The sequence below is a fragment of the Dehalococcoidales bacterium genome (assembly GCA_028717385.1).
Taxonomy (GTDB): domain Bacteria; phylum Chloroflexota; class Dehalococcoidia; order Dehalococcoidales; family CSSed11-197; genus CSSed11-197.
In genome coordinates this window covers 16002-37821 of sequence record JAQUNW010000011.1, presented here as the reverse complement: position 1 = coordinate 37821, position 21820 = coordinate 16002, and the positions used below count along the sequence as shown (strand labels likewise).

At 43.7% G+C, this 21820-nt stretch carries 22 protein-coding genes and 1 tRNA gene; 15 read left to right on the top strand and 8 right to left on the bottom strand.

Annotated features, from left to right (window positions below; all coding sequences use genetic code 11):
* The coding region (locus tag PHX29_04085; GenBank protein ID MDD5605073.1) for a hypothetical protein at positions 1-1747 on the bottom strand (1747 nt) is incomplete at its 3' end.
* Between the two features lie 267 nt (positions 1748-2014).
* On the opposite strand from PHX29_04085, the gene PHX29_04080 reads away from it, so the two are divergent.
* Positions 2015-3028, top strand: coding sequence for a hypothetical protein (locus PHX29_04080; GenBank protein MDD5605072.1), 1014 nt, complete (start codon positions 2015-2017; stop codon positions 3026-3028).
* Positions 3029-3146: 118 nt separating this feature from the next.
* Here the strand turns inward: PHX29_04080 and PHX29_04075 are convergent, their stop codons facing one another.
* The 4 genes from PHX29_04075 to PHX29_04060 form a co-directional block, all read right to left on the bottom strand.
* On the bottom strand, positions 3147-3584 hold the full coding sequence (locus tag PHX29_04075; protein ID MDD5605071.1) for a DUF6442 family protein: 438 nt from the start codon (positions 3582-3584) through the stop codon (positions 3147-3149).
* A gap of 1 nt (position 3585) precedes the next feature.
* Positions 3586-3786, bottom strand: a complete 201-nt coding sequence (locus PHX29_04070) for a helix-turn-helix transcriptional regulator (GenBank protein ID MDD5605070.1) — start codon at positions 3784-3786, stop codon at positions 3586-3588.
* Between the two features lie 267 nt (positions 3787-4053).
* Positions 4054-4129: transfer RNA gene (locus PHX29_04065), tRNA-Arg, on the bottom strand.
* Positions 4130-4483: 354 nt separating this feature from the next.
* Positions 4484-4810 (bottom strand): hypothetical protein, encoded by a 327-nt coding sequence (locus PHX29_04060; protein ID MDD5605069.1) that lies wholly within the window; start codon positions 4808-4810, stop codon positions 4484-4486.
* A gap of 136 nt (positions 4811-4946) precedes the next feature.
* Between PHX29_04060 and PHX29_04055 the strand changes: the two genes are divergently transcribed.
* Positions 4947-5105 (top strand): hypothetical protein, encoded by a 159-nt coding sequence (locus tag PHX29_04055; GenBank protein ID MDD5605068.1) that lies wholly within the window; start codon positions 4947-4949, stop codon positions 5103-5105.
* A gap of 3 nt (positions 5106-5108) precedes the next feature.
* Here PHX29_04055 and PHX29_04050 read toward each other — a convergent pair whose 3' ends face one another.
* Complete coding sequence (locus PHX29_04050; GenBank protein ID MDD5605067.1) at positions 5109-5663, bottom strand: small multi-drug export protein; 555 nt, start codon at positions 5661-5663, stop codon at positions 5109-5111.
* A gap of 205 nt (positions 5664-5868) precedes the next feature.
* On the opposite strand from PHX29_04050, the gene dxs reads away from it, so the two are divergent.
* The 8 genes from dxs to hflX are packed head-to-tail and all read left to right on the top strand — an operon-like array spanning position 5869 to position 15249.
* Positions 5869-7791: a 1-deoxy-D-xylulose-5-phosphate synthase gene (gene dxs / locus PHX29_04045; protein MDD5605066.1), complete on the top strand. Its 1923-nt coding sequence runs from the start codon at positions 5869-5871 to the stop codon at positions 7789-7791.
* Between the two features lie 39 nt (positions 7792-7830).
* Positions 7831-9069 (top strand): phosphoglycerate kinase, encoded by a 1239-nt coding sequence (locus tag PHX29_04040; GenBank protein ID MDD5605065.1) that lies wholly within the window; start codon positions 7831-7833, stop codon positions 9067-9069.
* Between the two features lie 20 nt (positions 9070-9089).
* Positions 9090-10283 carry a 2,3-bisphosphoglycerate-independent phosphoglycerate mutase gene (locus PHX29_04035; GenBank protein MDD5605064.1) on the top strand — a complete coding sequence of 398 codons (1194 nt, stop codon included), beginning with the start codon at positions 9090-9092 and terminating at the stop codon, positions 10281-10283.
* A 9-nt stretch (positions 10284-10292) separates the two neighbouring features.
* Positions 10293-11054: a triose-phosphate isomerase gene (tpiA, locus tag PHX29_04030; protein MDD5605063.1), complete on the top strand. Its 762-nt coding sequence runs from the start codon at positions 10293-10295 to the stop codon at positions 11052-11054.
* 10 nt (positions 11055-11064) lie between these two features.
* Complete coding sequence (miaA, locus tag PHX29_04025) at positions 11065-11979, top strand: tRNA (adenosine(37)-N6)-dimethylallyltransferase MiaA (protein ID MDD5605062.1); 915 nt, start codon at positions 11065-11067, stop codon at positions 11977-11979.
* Positions 11976-12848 carry a diaminopimelate epimerase gene (dapF, locus tag PHX29_04020; protein MDD5605061.1) on the top strand — a complete coding sequence of 291 codons (873 nt, stop codon included), beginning with the start codon at positions 11976-11978 and terminating at the stop codon, positions 12846-12848. Before miaA ends, dapF begins: the two co-directional genes overlap by 4 nt.
* Before the next feature lie 18 nt (positions 12849-12866).
* Complete coding sequence (locus tag PHX29_04015) at positions 12867-14057, top strand: LL-diaminopimelate aminotransferase (GenBank protein ID MDD5605060.1); 1191 nt, start codon at positions 12867-12869, stop codon at positions 14055-14057.
* 10 nt (positions 14058-14067) lie between these two features.
* A complete protein-coding gene (hflX, locus tag PHX29_04010; protein ID MDD5605059.1) occupies positions 14068-15249 on the top strand; it encodes a GTPase HflX in 1182 nt (393 codons plus the stop codon).
* A gap of 24 nt (positions 15250-15273) precedes the next feature.
* On the opposite strand, the gene PHX29_04005 is transcribed toward hflX, so the two are convergent.
* A complete protein-coding gene (locus PHX29_04005; protein MDD5605058.1) occupies positions 15274-15966 on the bottom strand; it encodes a DUF5343 domain-containing protein in 693 nt (230 codons plus the stop codon).
* A 164-nt stretch (positions 15967-16130) separates the two neighbouring features.
* Between PHX29_04005 and PHX29_04000 the strand changes: the two genes are divergently transcribed.
* The 5 genes from PHX29_04000 (at position 16131) to PHX29_03980 (ending at position 20071) form a co-directional block, all read left to right on the top strand.
* Complete coding sequence (locus PHX29_04000) at positions 16131-16346, top strand: hypothetical protein (protein ID MDD5605057.1); 216 nt, start codon at positions 16131-16133, stop codon at positions 16344-16346.
* Between the two features lie 15 nt (positions 16347-16361).
* A complete protein-coding gene (gene ftsA / locus PHX29_03995) occupies positions 16362-17588 on the top strand; it encodes a cell division protein FtsA (GenBank protein ID MDD5605056.1) in 1227 nt (408 codons plus the stop codon).
* Positions 17589-17621: 33 nt separating this feature from the next.
* Complete coding sequence (ftsZ, locus tag PHX29_03990; GenBank protein MDD5605055.1) at positions 17622-18725, top strand: cell division protein FtsZ; 1104 nt, start codon at positions 17622-17624, stop codon at positions 18723-18725.
* 265 nt (positions 18726-18990) lie between these two features.
* Positions 18991-19701 carry an FAD-dependent oxidoreductase gene (locus PHX29_03985; GenBank protein MDD5605054.1) on the top strand — a complete coding sequence of 237 codons (711 nt, stop codon included), beginning with the start codon at positions 18991-18993 and terminating at the stop codon, positions 19699-19701.
* 13 nt (positions 19702-19714) lie between these two features.
* Positions 19715-20071 carry a Rieske (2Fe-2S) protein gene (locus tag PHX29_03980; GenBank protein MDD5605053.1) on the top strand — a complete coding sequence of 119 codons (357 nt, stop codon included), beginning with the start codon at positions 19715-19717 and terminating at the stop codon, positions 20069-20071.
* Between the two features lie 308 nt (positions 20072-20379).
* Here PHX29_03980 and PHX29_03975 read toward each other — a convergent pair whose 3' ends face one another.
* Complete coding sequence (locus PHX29_03975) at positions 20380-21651, bottom strand: Glu/Leu/Phe/Val dehydrogenase (protein MDD5605052.1); 1272 nt, start codon at positions 21649-21651, stop codon at positions 20380-20382.
* Between the last annotated feature and the right edge of the window lie 169 nt (positions 21652-21820).

Here is a 21820-nt window from a genome sequence, read left to right as displayed (position 1 = left end):
CCTCTTCCGCCGTTTCCCAATCAACCGGAACTGGAGCGTCGCTCACCTGCGCCCGGTAGAACACGTCTTTTACAAAATTCACCCCGGCTTTTACACTTGAGAAATGTACCTTTCCAGAACCAATAACCTCAGGCCGATAGTACAGGCTTGCCCCTCCGGGTTGACTGCCACGGGCTGGCACAAAATATTGAGCTATCCTGGGCGGCAGAACCGGGCGGTTATGCTGAATCGCCACCGGCTCCGGCGCTAATTGATTAGTTTTCACGTGCGCCGCTTGCTTGTGCAAGTTATCAGGTAATGCATTGCCAGATGGCGAAGCTGCATTCTGTGCTTCTTTTATTGGATCCATCAGTTGTTTGATCTGTGTGCGGGTAAGGGGGCCACGCAGATAAGACATCGCCCAGCGAGTCTGGAAAATAACCGGTGAGTCCTCATGAACATTGTTTAAAAGAAATATTCGACTGCTCAAACCTGCCAGAGTCTGTTCCATACTGCCCCGATCCCACTTCATGCCGCTGGATGCCGCAATACCTTCCAGGCCATCCAGCATTCTCAACTTATCTCTTTCGGTCTGCAGCCTCCCGATAAACCAGGTGCCTGCGTTGGATAACCCCTTGTAATCCAGGTCAACCGGGTTCTGGGTAGCCAGTACTACTCCAACCCCAAATGCCCTGGCCTGTTTTAGCATTGTAAGAAACGGGGTCTTGGAAGGTGGATTGGCAACCGGAGGAATGAAACCGTATATTTCATCCATGTATACGATAGCCCTCAGGCTGGTAGTACCAGATTGTGAGCGAGTCCATCCTAAAATCTGGTTTAGTAAAAGAGATACAAAAAACATCCTTTCCGAATCGCTGAGGTGGGCAATAGAAAAGATAGCTATTCTTGGTTTTCCAGATGGCGTGTAAAGTATGGATTGTATATCAAGAGCTTCTCCCTCAAGCCAGGAGCTAAATCCTGGTGCCGCCAACAGATTATTGAAAGCAAGCGCCAGAGCAAACCGGTCTTTAGCCGGGAAAAAAGAATCTAAATCCATCACTCCGATGCGACTTACAGGTGGGGACTGAATTTGTGATATCAAGCCCGCGATACTCATATCCTGCCCCTTGCTCCAGGCATGATTAAGTAGGGTGGAAATAAGTATGTGCTCCCGGCTGGTTATAGGATCGGCGTCAATACCGATAATACCGAGAAGGCTTGTAGCTGTGGTGCTTATTCGCTCTTGAAACAGTTCGCCATCTTCAATTATTGCTTGTGGTGGTGCATCGAAGGACTTAATAATTGAAACGGGAATACCTGCGGTTGAGCCTGGAGTGTAAATAGAGAAATCGGCAGATTGCCTGAGTTTTCGTATTCGATCACCGCTTTCATCCCATGAAGCAAGACCATTCTTCCATAATGCTGCTTGCTTTATCGCATATTCTTGATCGGTTAACCCCTTTTTACGGGCATCGTCACTATTAATCCAGGGTAAAAAATCTTCTGGCGCCAAATCTGGAAAAGTCAGCAGAAGATTGGTAAGATCCCCTTTGGGGTCTATACAAATAGCTGGAATGCCATCCATAGCTGCTTCTTCTATGAGAGAAACACAAAGACCTGTCTTTCCACTGCCGGTCATACCAACGCATACGGCATGGGTTACCAGATCTTTCGAGTCATACAGCAGCAGCTGCTCCTGGTTCTGTTTGCTTTTCAAATCATAATTCTTGCCCAGGTAAAAGACACCCAGCTTTTCGTAGTTTTCCATTAATATCGCCCTCCAGTAAACGGCTTTTTTACTTATTATTATTTGCCAGGGCAGAGCTTGTATAATCTACCGCTGACAAGCGTTACCATTATACTGTAAAACCAGTGTGAATTCGCACATTTTTATCCGTGAGGAAGAAATTAATCCTGAAGTTTTTGATGTTTGATTATAGTCAAATGGGGTGCTCATAAAGGCGATCTATCTAGTTTTATCAAAATACTTAATGTATAATGACCCGTTAAAATATTATATTTGAGGGAATTGTTAATGAATAAAATTTTCACTGCGATTGTTGCCTTGGGCATAGTTCTGGCGCCTGTACCATTTTCTGGTTGTAAGTCTGACACTCCTGCAACTACACCGGTATATAGCACTCCTCCTGTCTTTACTACTTCTTTACCGGGCGCTCCAACTAGTTCGAACCCAGTGACAACAACCAACTCTTTGACAACCGCAGGTCCAACTACGCAAATACCTTATACCCCCAAGCCAACTACGACAACAACAACTGCTCCCACTGCTACCCCAACCTCGACAACAACCCTTCCCCCAACCTCGACAACAACCCCTCCCCCGCCTACCACTAGTATTGATCCTTATATGCAGAGTTATCATGGTTACCTTCTTGAAGGATACCCAGAAGACATATGGCCAGTGTATGGTAGTTTAGCTATCGACCTCTGTTCGCTGGACATCCAATTTCCGGCTTATAATAACGGCAGGGATGGTTACTACAACAACTTCAGTGTTATCTACGTAACTGACAAAACCAGAGAAGAAATACAGGTTTACTATAGAGATCTTTTGCAAACAGCAGAGGAATCCAATTTTTATGATGCCCTTGGCACGATAGATGGTTATGAGGTTAGCGCACGCTGGGATGACTGGAGCAGTGATACCATTGTATACCTTTCAGTATTACTGCCAAACAATCTTGGGATAACTGAAAATTACCTGCAGACCGATTTCCCTGAGTGGCTTGGCGATCTTTACAAACCAGATGAAACTTGGCAGGAACATTATGCTTGCAACAGCAATCCTCCCAATGGGTCAATACTGTCTTCTAAAATGTTCAGTTATAAAGGTACCAGCCTGGAAGCAATAGAGCATTACCGGGCTATGCTCAAAGATGCGGAGGATTATACCGAGACAGTCAAAGCGGAAACCCAGGGTGATTCAACCACACTGAGTTGTACAGTTGACGGATTGCGAGTCAAAGTTACCATCGGGGTTTGGGGTAAACAAGAAATCATTCAGGTTGCTTATTTCAAATATTCGTAGAATCGCCCATGGTTAAGACAAAATTCCAGTACCAGTTATGCTTATATTGACTTAATATGTCCAAATTACTGAATTTGGTATATTTGTACCCGGCAGGGGAAGCACCCCATTTGAACACTTACATTTCCTGGTTGTATTTGTAAAAATAATAAACATTTGAAAATATAAAGAACAGATAGATCGCTACCAATGCAAGGATCACATGTATATCAGCTTGCATAAGTGCAAAAGCAACTATTATTGCAGCGAACACAAAGATCATCAGATCGTACACTCGTGCCTTCGACTTATTACTGATAGCTTGATTCCGCTCATCTTTTTGCTCGATTTCCTTTTGTTTTGCTAATTGTGGGTTTTTTAGCATGGCTTTGTTATTAATTGCTGTTCCGATATTTCCACCAAAGATCCCTGAACCTAACCCTATACATATAAACGGAAGGGTTTTTAATATACCGTCTGTATCGGGAAACAGTTTAATGAGCGCTAAACCTGCAGCAAATATAAAAAATCCGATTGCCGCCAGGATAAAGTGCCGAGCAACCTTATATTGTTTCATCTTACTGTTCCTCCTGGTAAATAAAAACTTCCTCGATGCTTAACCCGAAATACCGGGCTATTTTAAAAGCCAGAACGATTGAAGGGTTATACCGACCGTTTTCCAACGAGCCAATTGTTTGCCTTGAAACTTCAAGAGCTGAGGCTAAATCCTCTTGCTTTATACCTTTAGCTCTTCGGATTTCCTCTAGTCTATTTTTCAAGATCCCACCCCCTTCCATGGAAAGTCTGCTTTACATATCTCTATTATATCACCATGGAACAAGATGTCAAGCTAACTTTCCATTACAAATATCTGGTTTCTTTTCAAACCCTCTGATCTTTTACCGCGGACATCAATAACATACACTCCACAAGTAACGAGTGCGGAAAAAGGTAAAGAAGAATCAATACGGGGAGGATAGGTTGGGTAGCCTTCTGGAGTTTGAATTCGATGATTCGAATTGAACGGGGAGAGTGAAAGAAATAAATGGCGTCCCTGGAGGGATTCGAACCCACGACCCGCTGCTTAGAAGGCAGCCGCTCTATCCACTGAGCTACAGGGACTTGAAGCTAAAACTGGTTATTTAGAAACCCTTCATTAACTTTTTGTGTTAATTTTGTGTTAATTTGATTTAAAACACCTTCCGGTATCACTTCATTTAACAACAACATGGCTTTCTCTTGAATGCCATTAATTATATGGGAATAGTTGTCGAGTGTAAAGGCAACTAGGATGTGCCCCACGGCCTCTCTGATAACCTTAGGAGATACACCTATGAAAAGCATAAGTCTCGGAAATTTATGCCTTAAACAACTAAACCTCACGTTTTTAACCCCCGTTCCTGTGAATATACTGGTTAATTCAGGGCGGGGGTTTTAGTAAAATTTTCAAGGGAGGATATTATATTTTATGTACCCTTATTGGTTTTCCGCAAGTTCTTCCTTACGATTCGATAGGCTATCTACTGTTAGAACAAGTTGCGGTAAATATATTTCTCTATCTGCAACAATTTCTCCTTTTTGTTCAAAGGTTAATTCCCTTCTAAAAGTGTTCCATATAATAAGCACACTGCCAAGTAGAAATAATATAATTGATGCTATGCCCATTGGTGAAAGCCATTGTGATATTACCATCTCCCAGCCCTCAAGCATGAATTGAGCAATGAATGAAGCGGAAGATAAAATAATAGCTGATATGCCTGTAATTGCAGTTTTATTAAGTAGTTTTTCTTTGATAAAATCCATATTACATCCCTACTCTTTTTGAGTAGTGGGTATAACATAGTAAAAAGACTGTTCAACCAAAAGCGAACTCTGCCTACCGTTATTGTCATTATTCTACGATTTTATCACCCTCAAATGGTTCAGGGAAAACGTCCCTATGAAGAAATTATTATCGGCTTCAAAGGGAAGAAAGGCTGATGATGCTGATTTGGATGGACTAAGAAAACACAGGGTGTTACAAATTCGCGCTCAATTAATTCTGGAGAAGGTATTATTAAATAGATTAAATGGAGGTTATGATACCGCAGAATTGTAGCAGCTAACGAGCAGAGCGCCAAAAACCATAGACCAATAGCAGGCATAAGGCTACCCCGGCAATAATTGCCCCTGTCCACCCCAATAGGCTAAGGATTGTAACAATTATACCGGCAATTATAACCCCCGTCAGGATCGCTAGTCCTGCCCACTTTCGCTCGATAGAAAGAAGAACTGCCGCAAGAGAACCTGTCCATGCTCCTGTAGCTGGAATAGGTACTGCTACGAACAAAGCAAGGCCAATACGCTTGTATTTTTCTATAATGCCGCTATTTCGACGAGTTCTTTCAAAAAGCCAGTTAAAAAACTTGTCAAATACTGGCATGCGGCTTAACCAGCCGGCCACGAATTCAATAAAGATCAGGATTAATGGTACGGGGAGCATATTCCCGAGTATTGCCAGGGGTAAAACGGTATACCATGGCATGCCCAACAGGTTGATACCAAAGGGGATGGCCCCTCTTAGTTCAATTATGGGGAGTGCGGCAATAATTACAATGACCAGTTCTGGGGGGATACCGGCCGAAATCAGTGCTTCACTTATTTTTTCTGCTGACAAGAGCGCCTCGATTTTACTAACTTTCGAAGTGTAGCAAAGGTAAAATCGGTTCGTCAAACCATGGTTATTTTATACCATTGCATCTGGAAATTTGAGCGGTCTTTTCATAACCCTAAGTGTTTACTAACAGCTTGACACAACCTGAGTGGCACTGCTAGTATTATGAAGGTTTCAACCAAGCTTCTTTTAGCTTTACAGCTAGCAAATGTCAAGTTTACTGGATAGGGTTAGTTCGCCAGCTGATGTCAAGGCTTTAGACCCCCAGGAGCTCGAAGCCCTCGCTCAGGAAATCCGCAACGAACTAATTAGCGTTGTTACTAGCAACGGAGGGCATCTGGCTTCCAGCCTTGGGTCTGTTGAGCTTACGTTGGCCTTGCATCGCGTCTTTGATAGTCCTGAAGATAAGATTATATGGGACGTTGGACATCAGTCTTATGCTCATAAAATTATCACAGGTCGTAAAGACGCCTTCAAATCTATCAGGACGTATGGGGGTCTCTCCGGCTTTCCAAACATCAGTGAAAGCCCTCATGACCACTTCGGCACTGGCCACGCTTCTACATCCATATCGGCAGCATTGGGTATGGCGAAAGCCAGGGATTTAAGTGGTCAAAATTATCACGTAATTGCCGTTATTGGTGATGGTTCTATCGGTGGAGGGATGGCACTTGAAGCCATCAATAGTACTACACAATTAGGTTCAAAAATTATTGTGATACTAAACGATAATGGTATGTCAATATCACCTTCCGTTGGTGCTATAGCGCGAATGCTTGATCGTATTCGTTTCACCCATAATTATAACCGTGCGGTTGAACGTGGTCGGCGTATTATAAAATCTGTTCCCTTTTCTGATTTTTGGTGGAAACTCGCTCGGCGGTTTAAGAGTGCCCTTAAAGGATTGCTCATGCCTACCCGGTTATGGGAAGAGTTTGGGTTTACTTACCTTGGTCCAGTAGATGGGCATAATATGATTGAATTAGAAAAAGCTTTCAAATATGCCCAGTCATATAGCCGTAAGCCTGTTTTACTTCATGTTATAAGTACCAAGGGCAAGGGATATGGGCCGGCTGAAGACGACGCTGTTTGTTTCCATGGCATTCCTCCCTCTAACGGTAAAAAAGCCTCTGCGCCCAGTTATAGCAGGGTATTCGCCGATACATGCCTCGAAATCATGAAAAATGACTCGAGGGTAGTGGTTATTACTGCAGCTATGCCGGAGGGTAATAGTCTTACCGGAGTGCAGGCAGAATTTCCCGAACGGGTAATAGACGTAGGGATTTGTGAGCAACATGCAGTGACTTTTGCCGCAGGTATGGCAACGCAGGGATATAGACCGATCGTAGCAATTTATTCAACTTTTTTACAGAGAGCCTTCGATCAGATCGTTCATGATATTTGTATTCAAAAACTGCCTGTTGCGTTTGCGATTGACAGAGCGGGAATAGTAGGAGAAGATGGCAAGACGCATCAGGGTACACTTGATCTTTCCTACCTTAATCTTATACCAAATATGACTATCGCTACACCGATGGATGAAAATGAGCTGAGGCATCTCCTGTTTACCGCTATCTATAATGATGCTCCCATGGCGGTCAGATATCCGCGAGGTTGCGGGTATGGCGTTACGCTTGAAGATCCATTGCATAAGCTGCCCATTGGAAAGGCAGAAATCGTGAGGAAGGGGCACGATCTTGCTATACTGGCCGCCGGTGCCACCGTACATCCGGCTATACTCGCCGCTGATGCTCTTGCTGGTGAGGGGAGGGAGGTGGCAGTAATAAATATGAGGTTCATTAAACCTCTGGACGAAGCCTTGCTCGAACATATTACGCATACAACTACTAATATATTGACCGTTGAAGAAAATGTATTATCCGGTGGATTGGGCAGCAGTGTATCACAAGCTTTACATAACAATGGCTTTTCGGGAATTAATCTAAAAAACATTGGGGTTAACGACGAGTTTACCGAACACGGTCCACAGGACGTACTGAGGAAAAATTACTATCTTGATAGCCAGGGCATTTTATTTCATGCCCGGCAGTTGCTTGAAAATCCTATTGACTGTTGTTCTTGCATTGACTGTTCGGATCGAAACTCGACGAGTGATATCAGGCGTCTTTAATTTTTCACAATATATAAATATTATTAACAAGGGTGGAAAGTGGATAAGAAAACAGTGAGGGATGTTCCCGTTTGCAATCGTCGCGTGTTGGTGCGCGTTGATTTCAATGTTCCAATTAACGAACAGACTGGAGAAATTACTGATGACAGCCGCATCAGAGCATCTTTACCGACAATTGAATATCTCATAAACAATGACGCAAAAGTAATCTTGTGCTCTCATCTGGGAAGGCCTAAGGGAAAGCGAGATTTGAGATATAGTTTGGAACCAGTTGCCAGCAGGTTGAGTCAAATTCTTAGGGAAGAAGTTAAATTTTCATCGGACTGTATCGGCCTGGAGGTGGAACATCTGGCTGATAATTTGCAGAACTCCGGGATATTATTACTTGAAAACCTGCGCTTTTATCCGAATGAAGAAGAGAACAATCCACATTTTGCGTATAAACTGGCTCAGCTCGGAGATATCTATGTAAATGATGCTTTTGGAACATCTCATCGCAAGCATGCATCAATTGTGGGTATTACTGAATTTCTTCCGTCAGTAGCTGGACTACTGCTGGAGAAGGAAATAAATTCTCTGGGTCTGGTTCTGGAAAAACCCAACCGGCCTTTTGGAGTGCTTCTTGGTGGAGCCAAAGTGAGCGATAAAGTAAAGCTGCTGGAAAACACCATGGATAAGGTGAACTTCATAATTGTTGGTGGCGGCATGGCAGCGACTTTCTTGAAAGCCCAGGGCTACGAGGTGGGCAAGTCATTGATAGATGGTTCCCTGGAAATCGCTAAAATGCTGATTGAAAAAGTTGCTGGTAATGGAGTCAAGCTGATTCTGCCTGATGATGTTATGGTTGTGGACAGCATTAATCCGCCAACTCATCCAATTAATGTTCCAATATCACAAATACCACCAGATAAGATGATTGTTGATATCGGTGCACTTACGATTACCAAATTTACCGGAGTCCTTGAGAAGTGCCGCACCGTTTTCTGGAACGGACCTATGGGTATTTATGAAATTCCGCAATATTCTGAAGGAACACGCACCATCGCCCGGGTGATGTCGAACTTATTAGCAACTACAATTGTGGGTGGCGGATCTACCGCTGAAATTATGACTGAAATGAAACTGGCGGAAAAAATGACATTTGTTTCCACTGGGGGCGGGGCATCTCTTGAGTTTTTAAGCGGTGAACCATTGCCTGGCGTTTCTGTTCTAATGGATAAAGAAAGGGACGGAGAAGCTGTGGAATATATTCGAGATCAGCGAGGTGCAGCATTATAGTTAGTCATAACCAAATCGAATTGATCCGGTCCTTATCGCTGCAAAATGATAAAAAAATAGTTCTGCTGGTTATTGATGGCCTTGGGGGAGTTCCTGATCCCGATTCTGGAAGAACTGAGTTGGAAACTGCCGAAAAGCCTAATCTGGATTCCCTGGCAAGAAAAAGCGTTTGCGGATTTTCCATACCAGTATTACCAGGAATTACCCCTGGCAGTGCGCCGGGCCACTTGAGTTTGTTCGGTTACGATCCACTTTCATATGTCATTGGCAGGGGAATACTTGAAGCTGTTGGTATCGATATGGATGTCCGTCAAGGAGATGTTGCTGCCAGGGGAAATTTTTGTACTGTTAATCCTGGTGGTTTAATAACCGATCGGAGAGCAGGGCGGATTGAAAGCCAACAAGCCGCAGATCTGTGTAAAGCCCTGGATGGACAGATAATCGACGGGATTGAATTTATAGTGCGGCCAGTTCGAGAACACCGCTTTGTGGTTTTAATGCGTTCAAATGAAACATTGAGTGATGAAGTTAAAGATACTGATCCACAACAAGTAGGAGTTGCACCGCTTGCAGCTTTTGTCACTTCGCTGAGAGCAGAAAGAACAGCCAGAGCTGTTAACCAATTTATCACTAGTGCAACTAAAATTCTCGCTGGGCAAAAGGCAGCTAATATGATTCTCCTCAGAGGATTTTCTTCCATGCCGAATATACCTACGATGCAATCGATATATCAACTCCAGCCAGCGTCTGTTGCCAGCTACCCGATGTATCGCGGACTAGCCCGGTTGGTTGGTATGGATGTACTGTCAACAGGGCTAACCTTAGCGGATGAAATCAAAACTCTTGAAGAAGCCTTTGCTTCGCATGACTTTTTCTTCCTGCACGTGAAGGGTGCTGACTCTGCCGGCGAAGATGGCGATTTTCAACGAAAAGTACGGGTGATAGAAGAAGTCGACCGTTACCTTCCACGCATACTGGCACTAAAACCGGATGTGCTGGTGATTGCAGGTGATCATTCCACCCCAGCTATGCTTAAAGGCCATAGCTGGCACCCGGTACCGCTATTACTTCATGCGGAGTATTGCCGTCCAGATAATACCCTGTCATTCTCAGAGGCATCATGTCTTGCTGGCGGATTAGGAACGATACCTGCTACCAGCATCATGCCGCTGGCGATGGCAAATGCGGAAAAATTGGGAAAGTATGGAGCTTAGTGAGGGAAAATGAAAAGAAAACCCTTAATTGCTGGAAACTGGAAAATGAATACCAGCACTGACGAAGCTGTGAGTCTGGTGAAAGAAATGTTAGCCGAGCTTGAAAAGAGCACCAATGTAGAAGTAACACTCTGCCCGCCTTTTATCTCCCTTATTCCACTGTACGATTTGGTTAGCTTGAGTATCATAAGCCTTGGCGCGCAAAATATGCACTATGAAGAAAAAGGAGCATTCACCGGTGAGATTTCAGCCTTGATGCTAAAACCTTTTTGTAAATACGTCATCATTGGACATTCCGAACGGCGCCAACTTTTCGGAGAGACCAACGAAATTATTAATAAGAAACTGCAAAAAGCATTGGAGGTTGGCATAACACCGATCCTTTGCCTTGGTGAAACGCTTGAGCATCGTAATTCCGGGTGTGCTGAAAAGATGATAATCAATCAATTAAGGGCATCATTAGGCAATATTCGTGATATTAGCAGCATGGTAATTGCTTATGAGCCGATTTGGGCGATTGGGACCGGCATTAATGCCGGTGTTAATGAAGTAAGTCTGATCATGGATGCCATAAGGCGAGCCATTTCTGATTTTTATGGCCAGCCATCGGCTGAAAGGCTTCGCCTGCTTTATGGGGGAAGCGTAAACAGTCACAATGCAATTGATTACCTGTCTAGTGGTACAATTGATGGTGCTCTTGTAGGGGGAGCTAGTCTTAAAGCTCAACAGTTTACAGGTATAGTGAAACAAGCTTCACAAGTCGGTTGCTAATATCAGGCTTATGAAAAAACTGGTTGCCATATTAGGGCCAACTGGCGTCGGCAAGAGCCGCTTAGCCCTGGAAATAGGTGAAAGACTAGACGGGGAAATAATCAGCGCAGATTCCAGACAAGTTTACCGTTCTATGGACATCGGTACAGATAAACCTGCCATTTCTAAAAGAGCACAGATACCCCACTATGGAATCGATATAGTTAACCCTGATGATTCGTTCAGTCTGGCGAATTTTACTGATATAGTTGCGCAGGCAATAGAGGTAATCAGCCATAAAGGTAAGATCCCTTTGCTGGTTGGTGGCACTGGTCAGTATGTATGGGCTATTATTGAAGGGTGGGAAATACCCAGGATTAAACCAAATATAGAATTGCGCAATCAACTTGAAGAAAGAGCTGCCAGAGGTGAAGCAGATACTCTTTATAGAGATCTTGAGGAAATAAGTCCAGAAGCAGCCGCCCGAATCGATCCAAGAAATACACGGCGGGTAATACGGGCTCTAGAGGTAGCCATAACCGGGGGAATTTCCAGGATACAAGAAAAAAATCCCAAATACAACTCTTTGATTATAGGTCTTACTGCACCCAGGAATTTGCTTTACCAGATGATTGATGAACGGGTTGATCGCATGATTCATACTGGCTTGAAAGAAGAAGTAGAAGAGCTGCTAAGATTAGGGTATTCTCCGGATTTACCTTCCATGAGCGGTATAGGCTATCGGCAAATTATTCGTTACCTGAAAGGAAAATGCAGTCTTTCTGAAGCAATAATCAGCATAAAGAACGATAGCCACCGCCTGGTGCGAATGCAGTACAATTGGTTTAGCTTGCATGATACAAGAATAAAATGGTTTGATATAACACAGCCCGATTACACAGATACGATAATCGGTGAAGTGAAAGGATTCATTAATAATCCATGAATATAAAGTTTATTAAAATGCAAAGTGCTGGTAATGATTTCGTACTGGTAGAAGAAACAGAAACGATTGATAGTTACCCCGCGTTTGCTCGCTTTGCCTGTGACCGCCGCTTTGGTATTGGCTCCGACGGAATACTGGTGCTTACCAGGGATGTCAAAGCAGATGTCGGTATGAAAATGTTTAACCCGGATGGTTCAGAAGCGGAGGCTTGCGGCAACGGTTTACGATGCTTGGCGAAGTTTAGCTTTGATAAAGGCTATGTTAATAGCGAAAATATGACCATAGTCACTAAAGCCGGGATGCGCAAAGCGCGTATTGTAGAAAATGATAGCATTGGCACGACTATAGAAACCAGTATGGGAAAACCCAGTTTTGAGCCTGCCATAATTCCTGTAAAAACAGGAAATATTAAACCGCGTAAAGTACTTGACATAAATGTTTTCCTGGATTTCCCACTGAAAATAGACGATTTTGAGCTTAGCCTTGCACTTGTTTCTATGGGTAACCCTCATGCGATCTATTTTACCAAGCAGCCGGTTAGTGAATTTCCATTAACTCGCTTAGGTCCGCTGGTTGAAAATGCGGAAATATTTCCGCAAAAAACCAATTTTGAAGTTGTCCGTGTTATCAATCGTCGCCTGATTGAAGCAAGAGTATGGGAGCGGGGAGCGGGGGAAACACTTGCTTGTGGGAGCGGGGCAAGCGCTATCGGGGTTGTATCGCAACTGATCAGCATGACGGATAACCCGGTTACTATTAGTCTACCAGGCGGCAACCTGGAGGTTAACTGGGATAAACCTGGAGAAGTGTATCTCACAGGAAAAGCTGTCACAGTGTATTCTGGTCAATTACTAAATACCACTTTTTAATTTTAGAGGTTGAATTCAATGAGATTATCCAAACGTCTTTCTAGTTTGCCACCATATTTATTTGTGGAAATAAACCGCAAAATTGCTCAGAAAAGAGCGAACGGGGAAGAAGTAATCAGTTTTGCAATAGGCGACCCGGACATTCCTACCCCATCTTCGGTGATAGAGAGCTTGTGTTCAGCTGCCCACGAAGCAGAAAACCATCGTTATCCGGAAACCATAGGTTTGCTGGAGTTGCGACAGGCAATCGCAATTTGGTATAAAAACCGTTTTGGGGTAGAGCTAGATGCCAATACTGAAGTTGTGCCTCTGATTGGTTCAAAGGAAGGTATTGGCCATATTGCCTTTTGCCTTATTGATGCTGGTGATATCGCGCTGGTACCAGACCCGGCGTATCCGGTTTATAGTATAGGAACAACACTTGCCGGAGGAGAGCCATATAATATGCCTCTCCTTGAAAAAAATAACTTCTTGCCAGATTTTGATTCGATACCCGCCGAAGTTTTAAAGAAGGCAAAGGTGATGTGGCTAAATTACCCCAACAACCCAACCGGTGCAACTGCTCAGCTGGATTTTTTTATTCGTGCAGTTGATTTTGCCCGGCGCAATGACATAGTAATATGCCATGATAATCCCTATTCTGAAATATATTTTTCTGACCGCAGGCCACCAAGCCTTCTTGAAGTCAGCAAGGCAAAGGATATTTCAATCGAGTTTCACTCGCTTTCCAAGACATATAATATGACGGGTTGGCGGGCTGGAATGGCAGTGGGTAATCCGGACATTGTTAAAGCTCTCGGTACGCTGAAATCCAATCTGGATTCTGGAATTCCCCAAGCAATACAAAGAGCTGCTATCACCGCACTTAAAAGCTCCTCGGATGTTGTAAAAGCCAACATAGAAGTATATCGCAAGCGTCGCGACCTGATATGCGAAGTGCTTTCAGATATTGGTCTGGAAATTAACCCCCCTGAAGGTGGTTTGTATATCTGGGCGAAAGTTCCGCCTGGATATACATCACTGGAATTTACCAATAGCTTGCTTGATCAATGCAGTGTGGCTGTAACGCCGGGTACCGGGTATGGAAAATATGGGGAAGGATTTGTACGCTTCTCTTTAACTATTCACGATGCTTTGCTTATCAAGGGACTATCCAAGCTCAGCGGCTGGAAAGATGATAAACACCCATTTAAGGCAAAAACCAGGTAATAAATAAAAAATGGCTAAAACCATAAAAGAAATTGTTTCAACTGAATCCGTCAGAGAAAAGGCTGTGCTGGTTGCGGTGGATACCGGGATAAAAAAAGATAACTGGCCGGTAAAAGAATCCCTGGATGAGCTTGAACAGCTTGCTATTACAGCAGGAGCTACTGTTGTTGGGAGGCTAAGTCAGCAAATTTCCAGTCCTCTAAAAAACTACTATCTTGGTAAAGGAAAACTGGAAGAGCTAAAGGAACTCAAGGATTCCCTTGGCTATAATTTACTCATTTTTGATGATGAACTGTCTGCTCTGCAGCAGCGGAATCTGGAAGATCAAATTGGCGTAAAGATTATCGATCGGGTGGCTTTAATTATCGATATATTTGCTAAACATGCTCGTACCCGTGAGGGGATTTTACAGGTTGCGTTAGCTCAGAGCGAATACCTGCTACCGCGCCTGGCAGGGCAATGGAGTCATCTTGAGAGGTTGGGTGGCGGTATTGGCACCCGAGGTCCGGGAGAAACCCAAATCGAAACTGACCGCCGGCTGGCACAGAAAAAAATTAGCCGGTTAAAACAGCAGATAGAAGATATAAAAAAGCAGAGAAGGCTGTACCAGAAAACACGCAAGCAAAGTAAAATCCCTATCTTAGCATTAGTTGGTTATACTAACACAGGAAAGAGCACTCTTTTAAATGTACTTAGCCGTGCGAACATATTGGCAGAAGACAAACTGTTTGCCACACTTGATCCAACCACCCGTCGAGTTTCCTTACCGGATAACAGCGTTGCTTTAATAAGCGACACAGTTGGCTTTATTCGCAAGCTTCCTCCTGGTTTGGTCTCTGCTTTTCGAGCTACTCTTGAAGAAATAAACCAGGCTGATATCTTGATCCACGTAGTAGATTTTTCCAATCCTCGCGCTGCTGAACAATGCGAAACGGTTGAAAAAATATTAGAAGACATGAGCATTTTTCAAAAACCCAGAATTACGATTCTAAACAAGGTAGACCGTGTCCTGGATCATTCAATCACATGGAATGAGCAAGAAGCTATTGCTTTTATACAGGAGACCGTCAAAGAAAAGCAACCCAATACAGTGATTGTATCTGCTACACGTGCCTGGGGTATAGATAGCCTTAGGGAAGCCATACTATCCACAATACTCAATTTACGACAGGGGATCGGGGATAATGGTTAAAACCTCAGGCATAGTTTTTTGTGTCTAATAATTTTTTTCTGCCGGTATACGCTTTATCAGCTCGTCGAAAGCAGAAAACCATTTAATCTTTAGTTCGTCTGGCCAGGAAGGGTCAAAGTTCGGAAATTTGTTTACCAGAAGTTTGTCCAGACCGGTTCCATTTGGAACTATTTCAGCGTCGTCTACGGCACATGGAATTTCCGTTTTGTTTTCGATTTTACTTTTTGTCCTGCGGGGTGTAACCGGCGTTCGTGACTTACGATTTTTCTTGATCACAAAGGGCGAAACCGGGATCCTGGCGTCAGTTGCAAAATCTATAAAGAATTTGATGCATTTGCGAGCAACATCAGCATTAACCTGAAAATTGGCATGTAAAATATCCTCAAACTGAGCATAAGTTGCAGTCTTGTAATCCACGGGACCATTAAGAAAAAAACTGTAACTTGAACGTGCAATTTGAGCCATTAGGTCGTCCCTCTGCAAATCCCGGGCATTGACCAGGTTTCTCAGCAGCGTGGTAGGTATTCCCTTGTCATCAATCAAGTCAAGGTAACGCAAAGCTCGCATGAGCTGGGCGCCTGTACTGCCCGAGAATTTATCCCCCCAATAGCTACGATCTATTCTTGCAGGAACGGCTTGGTGTAGCCGGTCTAGAAAATTCCAAAAAGAGCGGTATGACACATAAGGTGGCAATTGCCTACGGGTATTTTCGGACATTATTCCTCCATAAATTATGGGTAATTTTATACCTAAGGACAAACTATTGCAACCATCAAAATATTCCGGCACTAACTTGGACGAATCAGGACAATATTTGACGGGTAGAATTTGCATGCCTAGAATTGTCTTCTATATCTTCAAATAAAAAGGAGCATGGAAAAATGGGATCAGCAATAGAATATCAAAAACTAATGACTGAAATTGTCCACATCAACCTGCCCGGCCCCCAGGAACCTGTCGCTGGAATGAGTGGGGGAGAATTATTACATGGGTTTCTGGCTGAGCTATATCGCGCTCCCAGCCCGGAAGTAAAAAACTTCATTAGTTCGATTTCAAACAAATGGAACGTACATTTCCGCAATACAAACAACAAGTAATAGCAGGAGGTTTTTTTGAAAACCAATAAGATTGGTGCCATTGACATTGGTACTACCAAGATTTGCTCTCTGATTGCCGAAACTGATGGCACAGGGCTGCGCGTTCTTGGTATTGGGTCTGTCCCTTCAAAAGGATTACAAAAAGGACAAGTGGTCAATATTGCCGAAGCGCGGGAATCCGTACGTGCTTCAATCAGAGCTGCGGAAAAAACCGCTGGTTTCAGGATGGATTCCGCTGTTGTTAGCATGTCAGGTAAACACGTCAGTTCTGGTAATAAGCGTGGAGTAATCAGTATAACCGGCAATCGGAAACAGACGGTAGAGAAAAAAGATGTAGAAAGGCTGCTGGAAATTACCCGTAGTGAAAATATGCCTCCAGAAGAGACTGTCCTGCACCAGATACCGAGGTATTTCAGGGTTGATGGGCAAGATGGAGTCAAAGATCCGGTTGGAATGTTTGGATACCGCCTGGATGTCGAAACTCATACCATCACTGCCTCTGTGACCTCTTTGGAAAATCTGACCAAGTGTGTTGTAGGAGCGGGAGTAAAGATCGACAATGTGGTTTTCGAACCTCTAGCCAGTGCGGCTAGCGTCCTGACTGAAGACGAAAAACGTGATGGCGTGCTGCTGGCAGATATTGGTGGCGGCACCACCAATATTGCCGTATATAAAAATGATAGCGTGTATTATTCTTCTGTGATTTCTGTAGCAGGTAACCAGATTAGCAGAGATATTTCTCTTGGCCTCGGGTTAAACCCCGAGCTATCAGAAGAACTCAAGGTTCGTTATGGCTCACTGATTCCCTTGCCGCAAACAGAGAAACTCAAGCCCTTGCTTGTTGACGGGGAAGAAATTGCCTACGAGGATTTATTTGACATAATACACATACGTACTGAAGAATTGCTGCGCCTGGTACTTTTGCAGGTAAATAATGATACAGGCGGCGAGCTGGACCCATCCACATTACCGGCAGGAATAGTTTTCACGGGAGGTACCGCTAACCTTCCCGGGATAGCCGAAATGGCACAGCAAGTTACTCAAGCGCCATGCAGAATTGGTTATCCTCCCAGAGTGTCCGGTATCGCTGATAGCATATCGGGGCCTGAATATGCTGCAAGCTTTGGTTTATTATTGTGGAAAATGGAGACACCAGAGGCTCATTATCGTCAGAAGATGAATAACAGGATTTTTAAAAACACGGGAGTATTATCCCGGGTAATAAGAATATTCGGCAAATAAAAATCTATTTATTTTAAAGGAGAATTACCGTCAGTGGGGAAAATAAGCTATGTTCCAAATGGAGCAAAAATTAAGGTCATAGGACTTGGTGGTGCCGGATGTAATGCCATCACAAGAATGGTTAGAGAGCAAATTCGCGGCGTAGAATTTATCGCGATGAATACGGATGCTCAACACTTGGCAATTACAGAAGCACCAACCCGTATCCAACTGGGCGAGCGCTGCACTCGAGGATTGGGGGCCGGCGGCAATAATAAGAAAGGCGAGGAAGCCGCAGAGGAAAGCATCAGTGAGATCAAGAAGCTTGTAGAAGGCGCTGACATGGTTTTTATCACCGCTGGAATGGGTGGCGGTACCGGCACTGGCTCTGCTCCTGTAGTAGCTAGAGTGAGCAAAGAATGTGGGGCTTTAACAATAGGAGTAGTAACCAAACCGTTTGCTTTTGAGGGAACACGAAGGGCTCAGGTAGCTGAAGAAGGCATTGAAAACCTGGTTGGTAATACAGATACTATGATTATTGTCCCCAACGAAAGGCTCTTTTCCATATGTGATGCCAAATGTGGAATGGACGGAGCCTTCAAGCTGGTAGATGAAACGCTTTGCCATGGCGTTCAGGCTATCGCCGAAGTTATCACGGTCCCCGGAATCATTAACCTGGATTTTGCCGACGTAAGGGCAGTAATGAAGGATGCAGGCCCGGCCTGGATGAGTATCGGAAAGGGCTCCGGGAAGAATCGTGCTGTTGCAGCTGCTCAGAATGCTCTGAGCAGCCCCTTATTGGACGTATCGGTCAATGGAGCTAAAGGTGTGATATTCAACATATCTGGCAGTGATAACTTGACTCTATTTGAAGTTAACGAAGCGGCAGAAATTATACGCCAGGAAGTAGATCCACAGGCTAACGTTATTTTTGGTGTAACTAATGATCCGCGTCAGGATTCTGAAGTTCGCCTGACTTTAATTGCAACTGGTTTTGCAGTGAATAGGCCTACGACTGCTCAAAATCGGGATAAAGAGATCAATCGTGTGTTAAAAAACATTCGCACTGAAGCAGAGCTGGAAGTACCGAGTTTTCAGCGGTTGGGTGGTTTTATGAATAATCGTCGTACACCACAATATGTAACAACGAGAAGATAACTGGCTTCTCATCAGATAAACTACACGCAACTATTACCGCGGAGCATTTGCAACAAAATAACGCTCCGCGGTAATTTTTATTTCCGCTTTCTTATAAATATGCCCTCGTTATGTAACATTAAAAGTACCAAATAATATTCGCACTATATATGTTATGTCACTACTTTAAACGTGAAGCACCCAATACTTTACATAATTTTCAGCTATTTTTTTTTATTTACTCTTGACTTGTTCTACCCTAAATAATATATTGTTGAGAGTTAAGATGTGGCAGTTAGAAACACAATTTTACGAGGTCATTGAAAGAGTTCCCAGGGTAAAGTCCTTTCGCTTTCCCAAAAAAGGGCTGAATTTGCGTTACAGGGCGGGGCAATATTTCTACGTTACAATCAAGGTTGATTCCAAACCGATGGTGCACCATTTTTCGTTTTCCAGCTCCCCTACCGAGAGCAATTATATCGAGTTCACCAAGAGAATCACCGACAGCGCTTATTCTTCAGCTTTGGATGAAATTAAACCTGGTGACTGGGCTATGATAGAAGGCCCCGAAGGCAGATTTACTTTACCAAATAAGATAAAGAAGATTGCTTTCATATGCGGAGGTATCGGGATTACTCCTGTTAAAAGCATGCTGGATTATGTAAAACATAAACAGCTTTCATTTGATTGCATACTGTTATATTCTAACACAAACGCGGATAGCATTATCTTTAAACATGAGCTAGAACAGTTGGCCGGATATCCCGGCATCAGGATAAACCACTTTTTGTCTGGTTCCCCATCACCTAATGCGCCTTGTTTTCACCACGGTTTTATTAACAAGGCTGCAATCGAAACGCTTATTACCGATCATACAGAACGCATGTTTTTTCTGTCTGGGCCACCGTCGATGGTCGAAGCAATTGGATTACAGGTTGCCCAACTGGGTATAAACAGCAAGGCCATTCGTATGGATATATTTACAGGATACAAGTAAAGGAGATATTTTAATGACAGAGTCGATAATAGTTGCAACAGTCAACCAAATAAAACCTGGTGAAATGAAAAGCTTTGCTATAGGTAAGAGGCAAATATTAATAGCCCGCCAGGGGGACACATTCTACGCCGCCGATAACAAATGTCCGCATATGGGTGGCAACCTTTCCAAGGGCACACTGAACGGACACGAAGTGACCTGCCCGGTTCATAATTCCAAGTTTGACCTGGTTGACGGCAAGGTGCTTCAATGGACAGAATTTGGCGGTTTAACCAAAGCAATAGGCAGCGCCATTAAAAAACCAAAATCCTTAAAAACCTATCCTGTGGTAATAAAAGATGGCGAAATTAGGGTGGTATTAGACCAGTAATACTCACACTGATGTTCTTTCGTCTGTATTTCGATTCTACGCGGCCGGTTGTATAGTTGCCTCTTTCGCAAGATAGTAACTACAGGTTAATCCTTAAAAACCAGAGTCAGCGCTCACCAACAGCCATATATCACCATCAGAGCTGGTTGTTATTTTGATTTTATAGTCATGATCAATATCAACAATAATTCTTAGCGTCAGTCACCTGTCCAAGTTATTGTATGCACTGAATATCCATAAAACGAATAAAGGAGAAGCATTTAGCTTCTCCTTTATAGAAAATCATTGAAAAATAATATGTAAAGCTATTAAACCCACCCACGCAGTTTCATTGCTTCTACAACTCTTTGCAGTGCTAAAACATAGGCAGCCTGACGCATGTTAATATTATACTCCCGGCTTACGTTCCATACGGAATGATATGCTCCGGACATTCTTTTATCCAGCTTCTGCCGTACTTCTTCCTCATCCCAGCGATACATATAGAAGTTTTGTACCATTTCAAAATAAGAGACAGTAACTCCGCCTGCATTGCAGAGAAAATCCGGAATTACATGAATGCCATTGTCGTATAGAATAGCATCTGCCTCTGGTGTTGTCGGTCCGTTGGCGAGCTCGGCAATTATTTTGGCTTTCACTTCACCGGCATTCCTGTCGGTAATGACGTTTTCTATGGCTGCTGGTATGAGTATATCTACATCCAGGCTTAATAGATCGTCTCCACAGATATTCTCTACACCTTCCATGTTACACACCGAACTGGTAGAGGATTTACAGGCATAGGCTTCATCCGGATTGATTCCATTTTCACAATAAATACTACCCTGGCTATCGCAAGCAGCTACGATTTTGGCTCCGAAAAGCTCTTTGCACAGCTTGGCGGCATGGTAACCAGCGTTTCCAAAACCTTGAATTGCCACAGTTGCCTTGCTTAAGTCTATACCTAGCACTTTAGCTGCCTCTCTGATTGCGTACATACCTCCCCGAGCAGTTGCATCTCCGCGACCAGGCGAACCGCCAAGACTAATGGGTTTTCCGGTTATTACCCCAAACTGCGGTTTACCAGAAATAATTGAATATTCGTCCGCCATCCAGGCCATTATCTGAGGATTGGTATATACATCGGGAGCAGGCACGTCTTTGTCAGGGCCTATAAACTGGTAAACCGCCCTGACATAAGCACGGCTCAACCTTTCCAGTTCAGCCTGGCTCATCTCTTTTGGATTGCATACTACGCCGCCCTTTGCCCCGCCCAGTGGTAAATCAAGAAGAGCAGTTTTCCAGGTCATCCAAGCAGCCAGAGCACGCACGGTATCAATCGTCTCCTGCGGATGAAACCGGATACCGCCTTTGCCGGGACCGCGTGCATCATTATACTGAACTCGATACCCCTGAAATACTTTGGTAGTTCCATCGTCCATTCGCACCGGTAAAGATACATGGAGTTCGCGTAACGGGTGTTTTAATACTTCTATTTCCTGGGGCTTCAGTTTTAAAATAGCCGCAGACGCATCAATTTGCTGGCGTACGATATCAAACGGGTTTTCACTTTTTGGCGACGTGCTGCAATTATTTGTCATTCTAGTGGTTCTCTCCTTAAATATTATGTAAAGTTTATTTCCCTTTCTGGATTATATCTTTTCAACATAATTGCGGGTCAATGAGATCTACTTAACCCGCAACGCTACGGTAAATGATTACCGTATTAAAATCAATGTACTACATCTTGGGAATATATGTCAATTCAGT

What these genes read in the sequence shown, in the direction of transcription:
- PHX29_04080 (MDD5605072.1), top strand. Translation starts at nt 2,015, where the DNA reads ATGAATAAAATTTTCACTGCGATTGTTGCCTTGGGCATAGTTCTGGCG.
- PHX29_04075 (MDD5605071.1), bottom strand. Translation starts at nt 3,584, where the DNA reads ATGAAACAATATAAGGTTGCTCGGCACTTTATCCTGGCGGCAATCGGA.
- PHX29_04060 (MDD5605069.1), bottom strand. Translation starts at nt 4,810, where the DNA reads ATGGATTTTATCAAAGAAAAACTACTTAATAAAACTGCAATTACAGGC.
- PHX29_04055 (MDD5605068.1), top strand. Translation starts at nt 4,947, where the DNA reads ATGAAGAAATTATTATCGGCTTCAAAGGGAAGAAAGGCTGATGATGCT.
- dxs (MDD5605066.1), top strand. Translation starts at nt 5,869, where the DNA reads ATGTCAAGTTTACTGGATAGGGTTAGTTCGCCAGCTGATGTCAAGGCT.
- tpiA (MDD5605063.1), top strand. Translation starts at nt 10,293, where the DNA reads ATGAAAAGAAAACCCTTAATTGCTGGAAACTGGAAAATGAATACCAGC.
- miaA (MDD5605062.1), top strand. Translation starts at nt 11,065, where the DNA reads ATGAAAAAACTGGTTGCCATATTAGGGCCAACTGGCGTCGGCAAGAGC.
- dapF (MDD5605061.1), top strand. Translation starts at nt 11,976, where the DNA reads ATGAATATAAAGTTTATTAAAATGCAAAGTGCTGGTAATGATTTCGTA.
- PHX29_04015 (MDD5605060.1), top strand. Translation starts at nt 12,867, where the DNA reads ATGAGATTATCCAAACGTCTTTCTAGTTTGCCACCATATTTATTTGTG.
- hflX (MDD5605059.1), top strand. Translation starts at nt 14,068, where the DNA reads ATGGCTAAAACCATAAAAGAAATTGTTTCAACTGAATCCGTCAGAGAA.
- PHX29_04005 (MDD5605058.1), bottom strand. Translation starts at nt 15,966, where the DNA reads ATGTCCGAAAATACCCGTAGGCAATTGCCACCTTATGTGTCATACCGC.
- PHX29_04000 (MDD5605057.1), top strand. Translation starts at nt 16,131, where the DNA reads ATGGGATCAGCAATAGAATATCAAAAACTAATGACTGAAATTGTCCAC.
- PHX29_03985 (MDD5605054.1), top strand. Translation starts at nt 18,991, where the DNA reads ATGTGGCAGTTAGAAACACAATTTTACGAGGTCATTGAAAGAGTTCCC.
- PHX29_03980 (MDD5605053.1), top strand. Translation starts at nt 19,715, where the DNA reads ATGACAGAGTCGATAATAGTTGCAACAGTCAACCAAATAAAACCTGGT.
- PHX29_03975 (MDD5605052.1), bottom strand. Translation starts at nt 21,651, where the DNA reads ATGACAAATAATTGCAGCACGTCGCCAAAAAGTGAAAACCCGTTTGAT.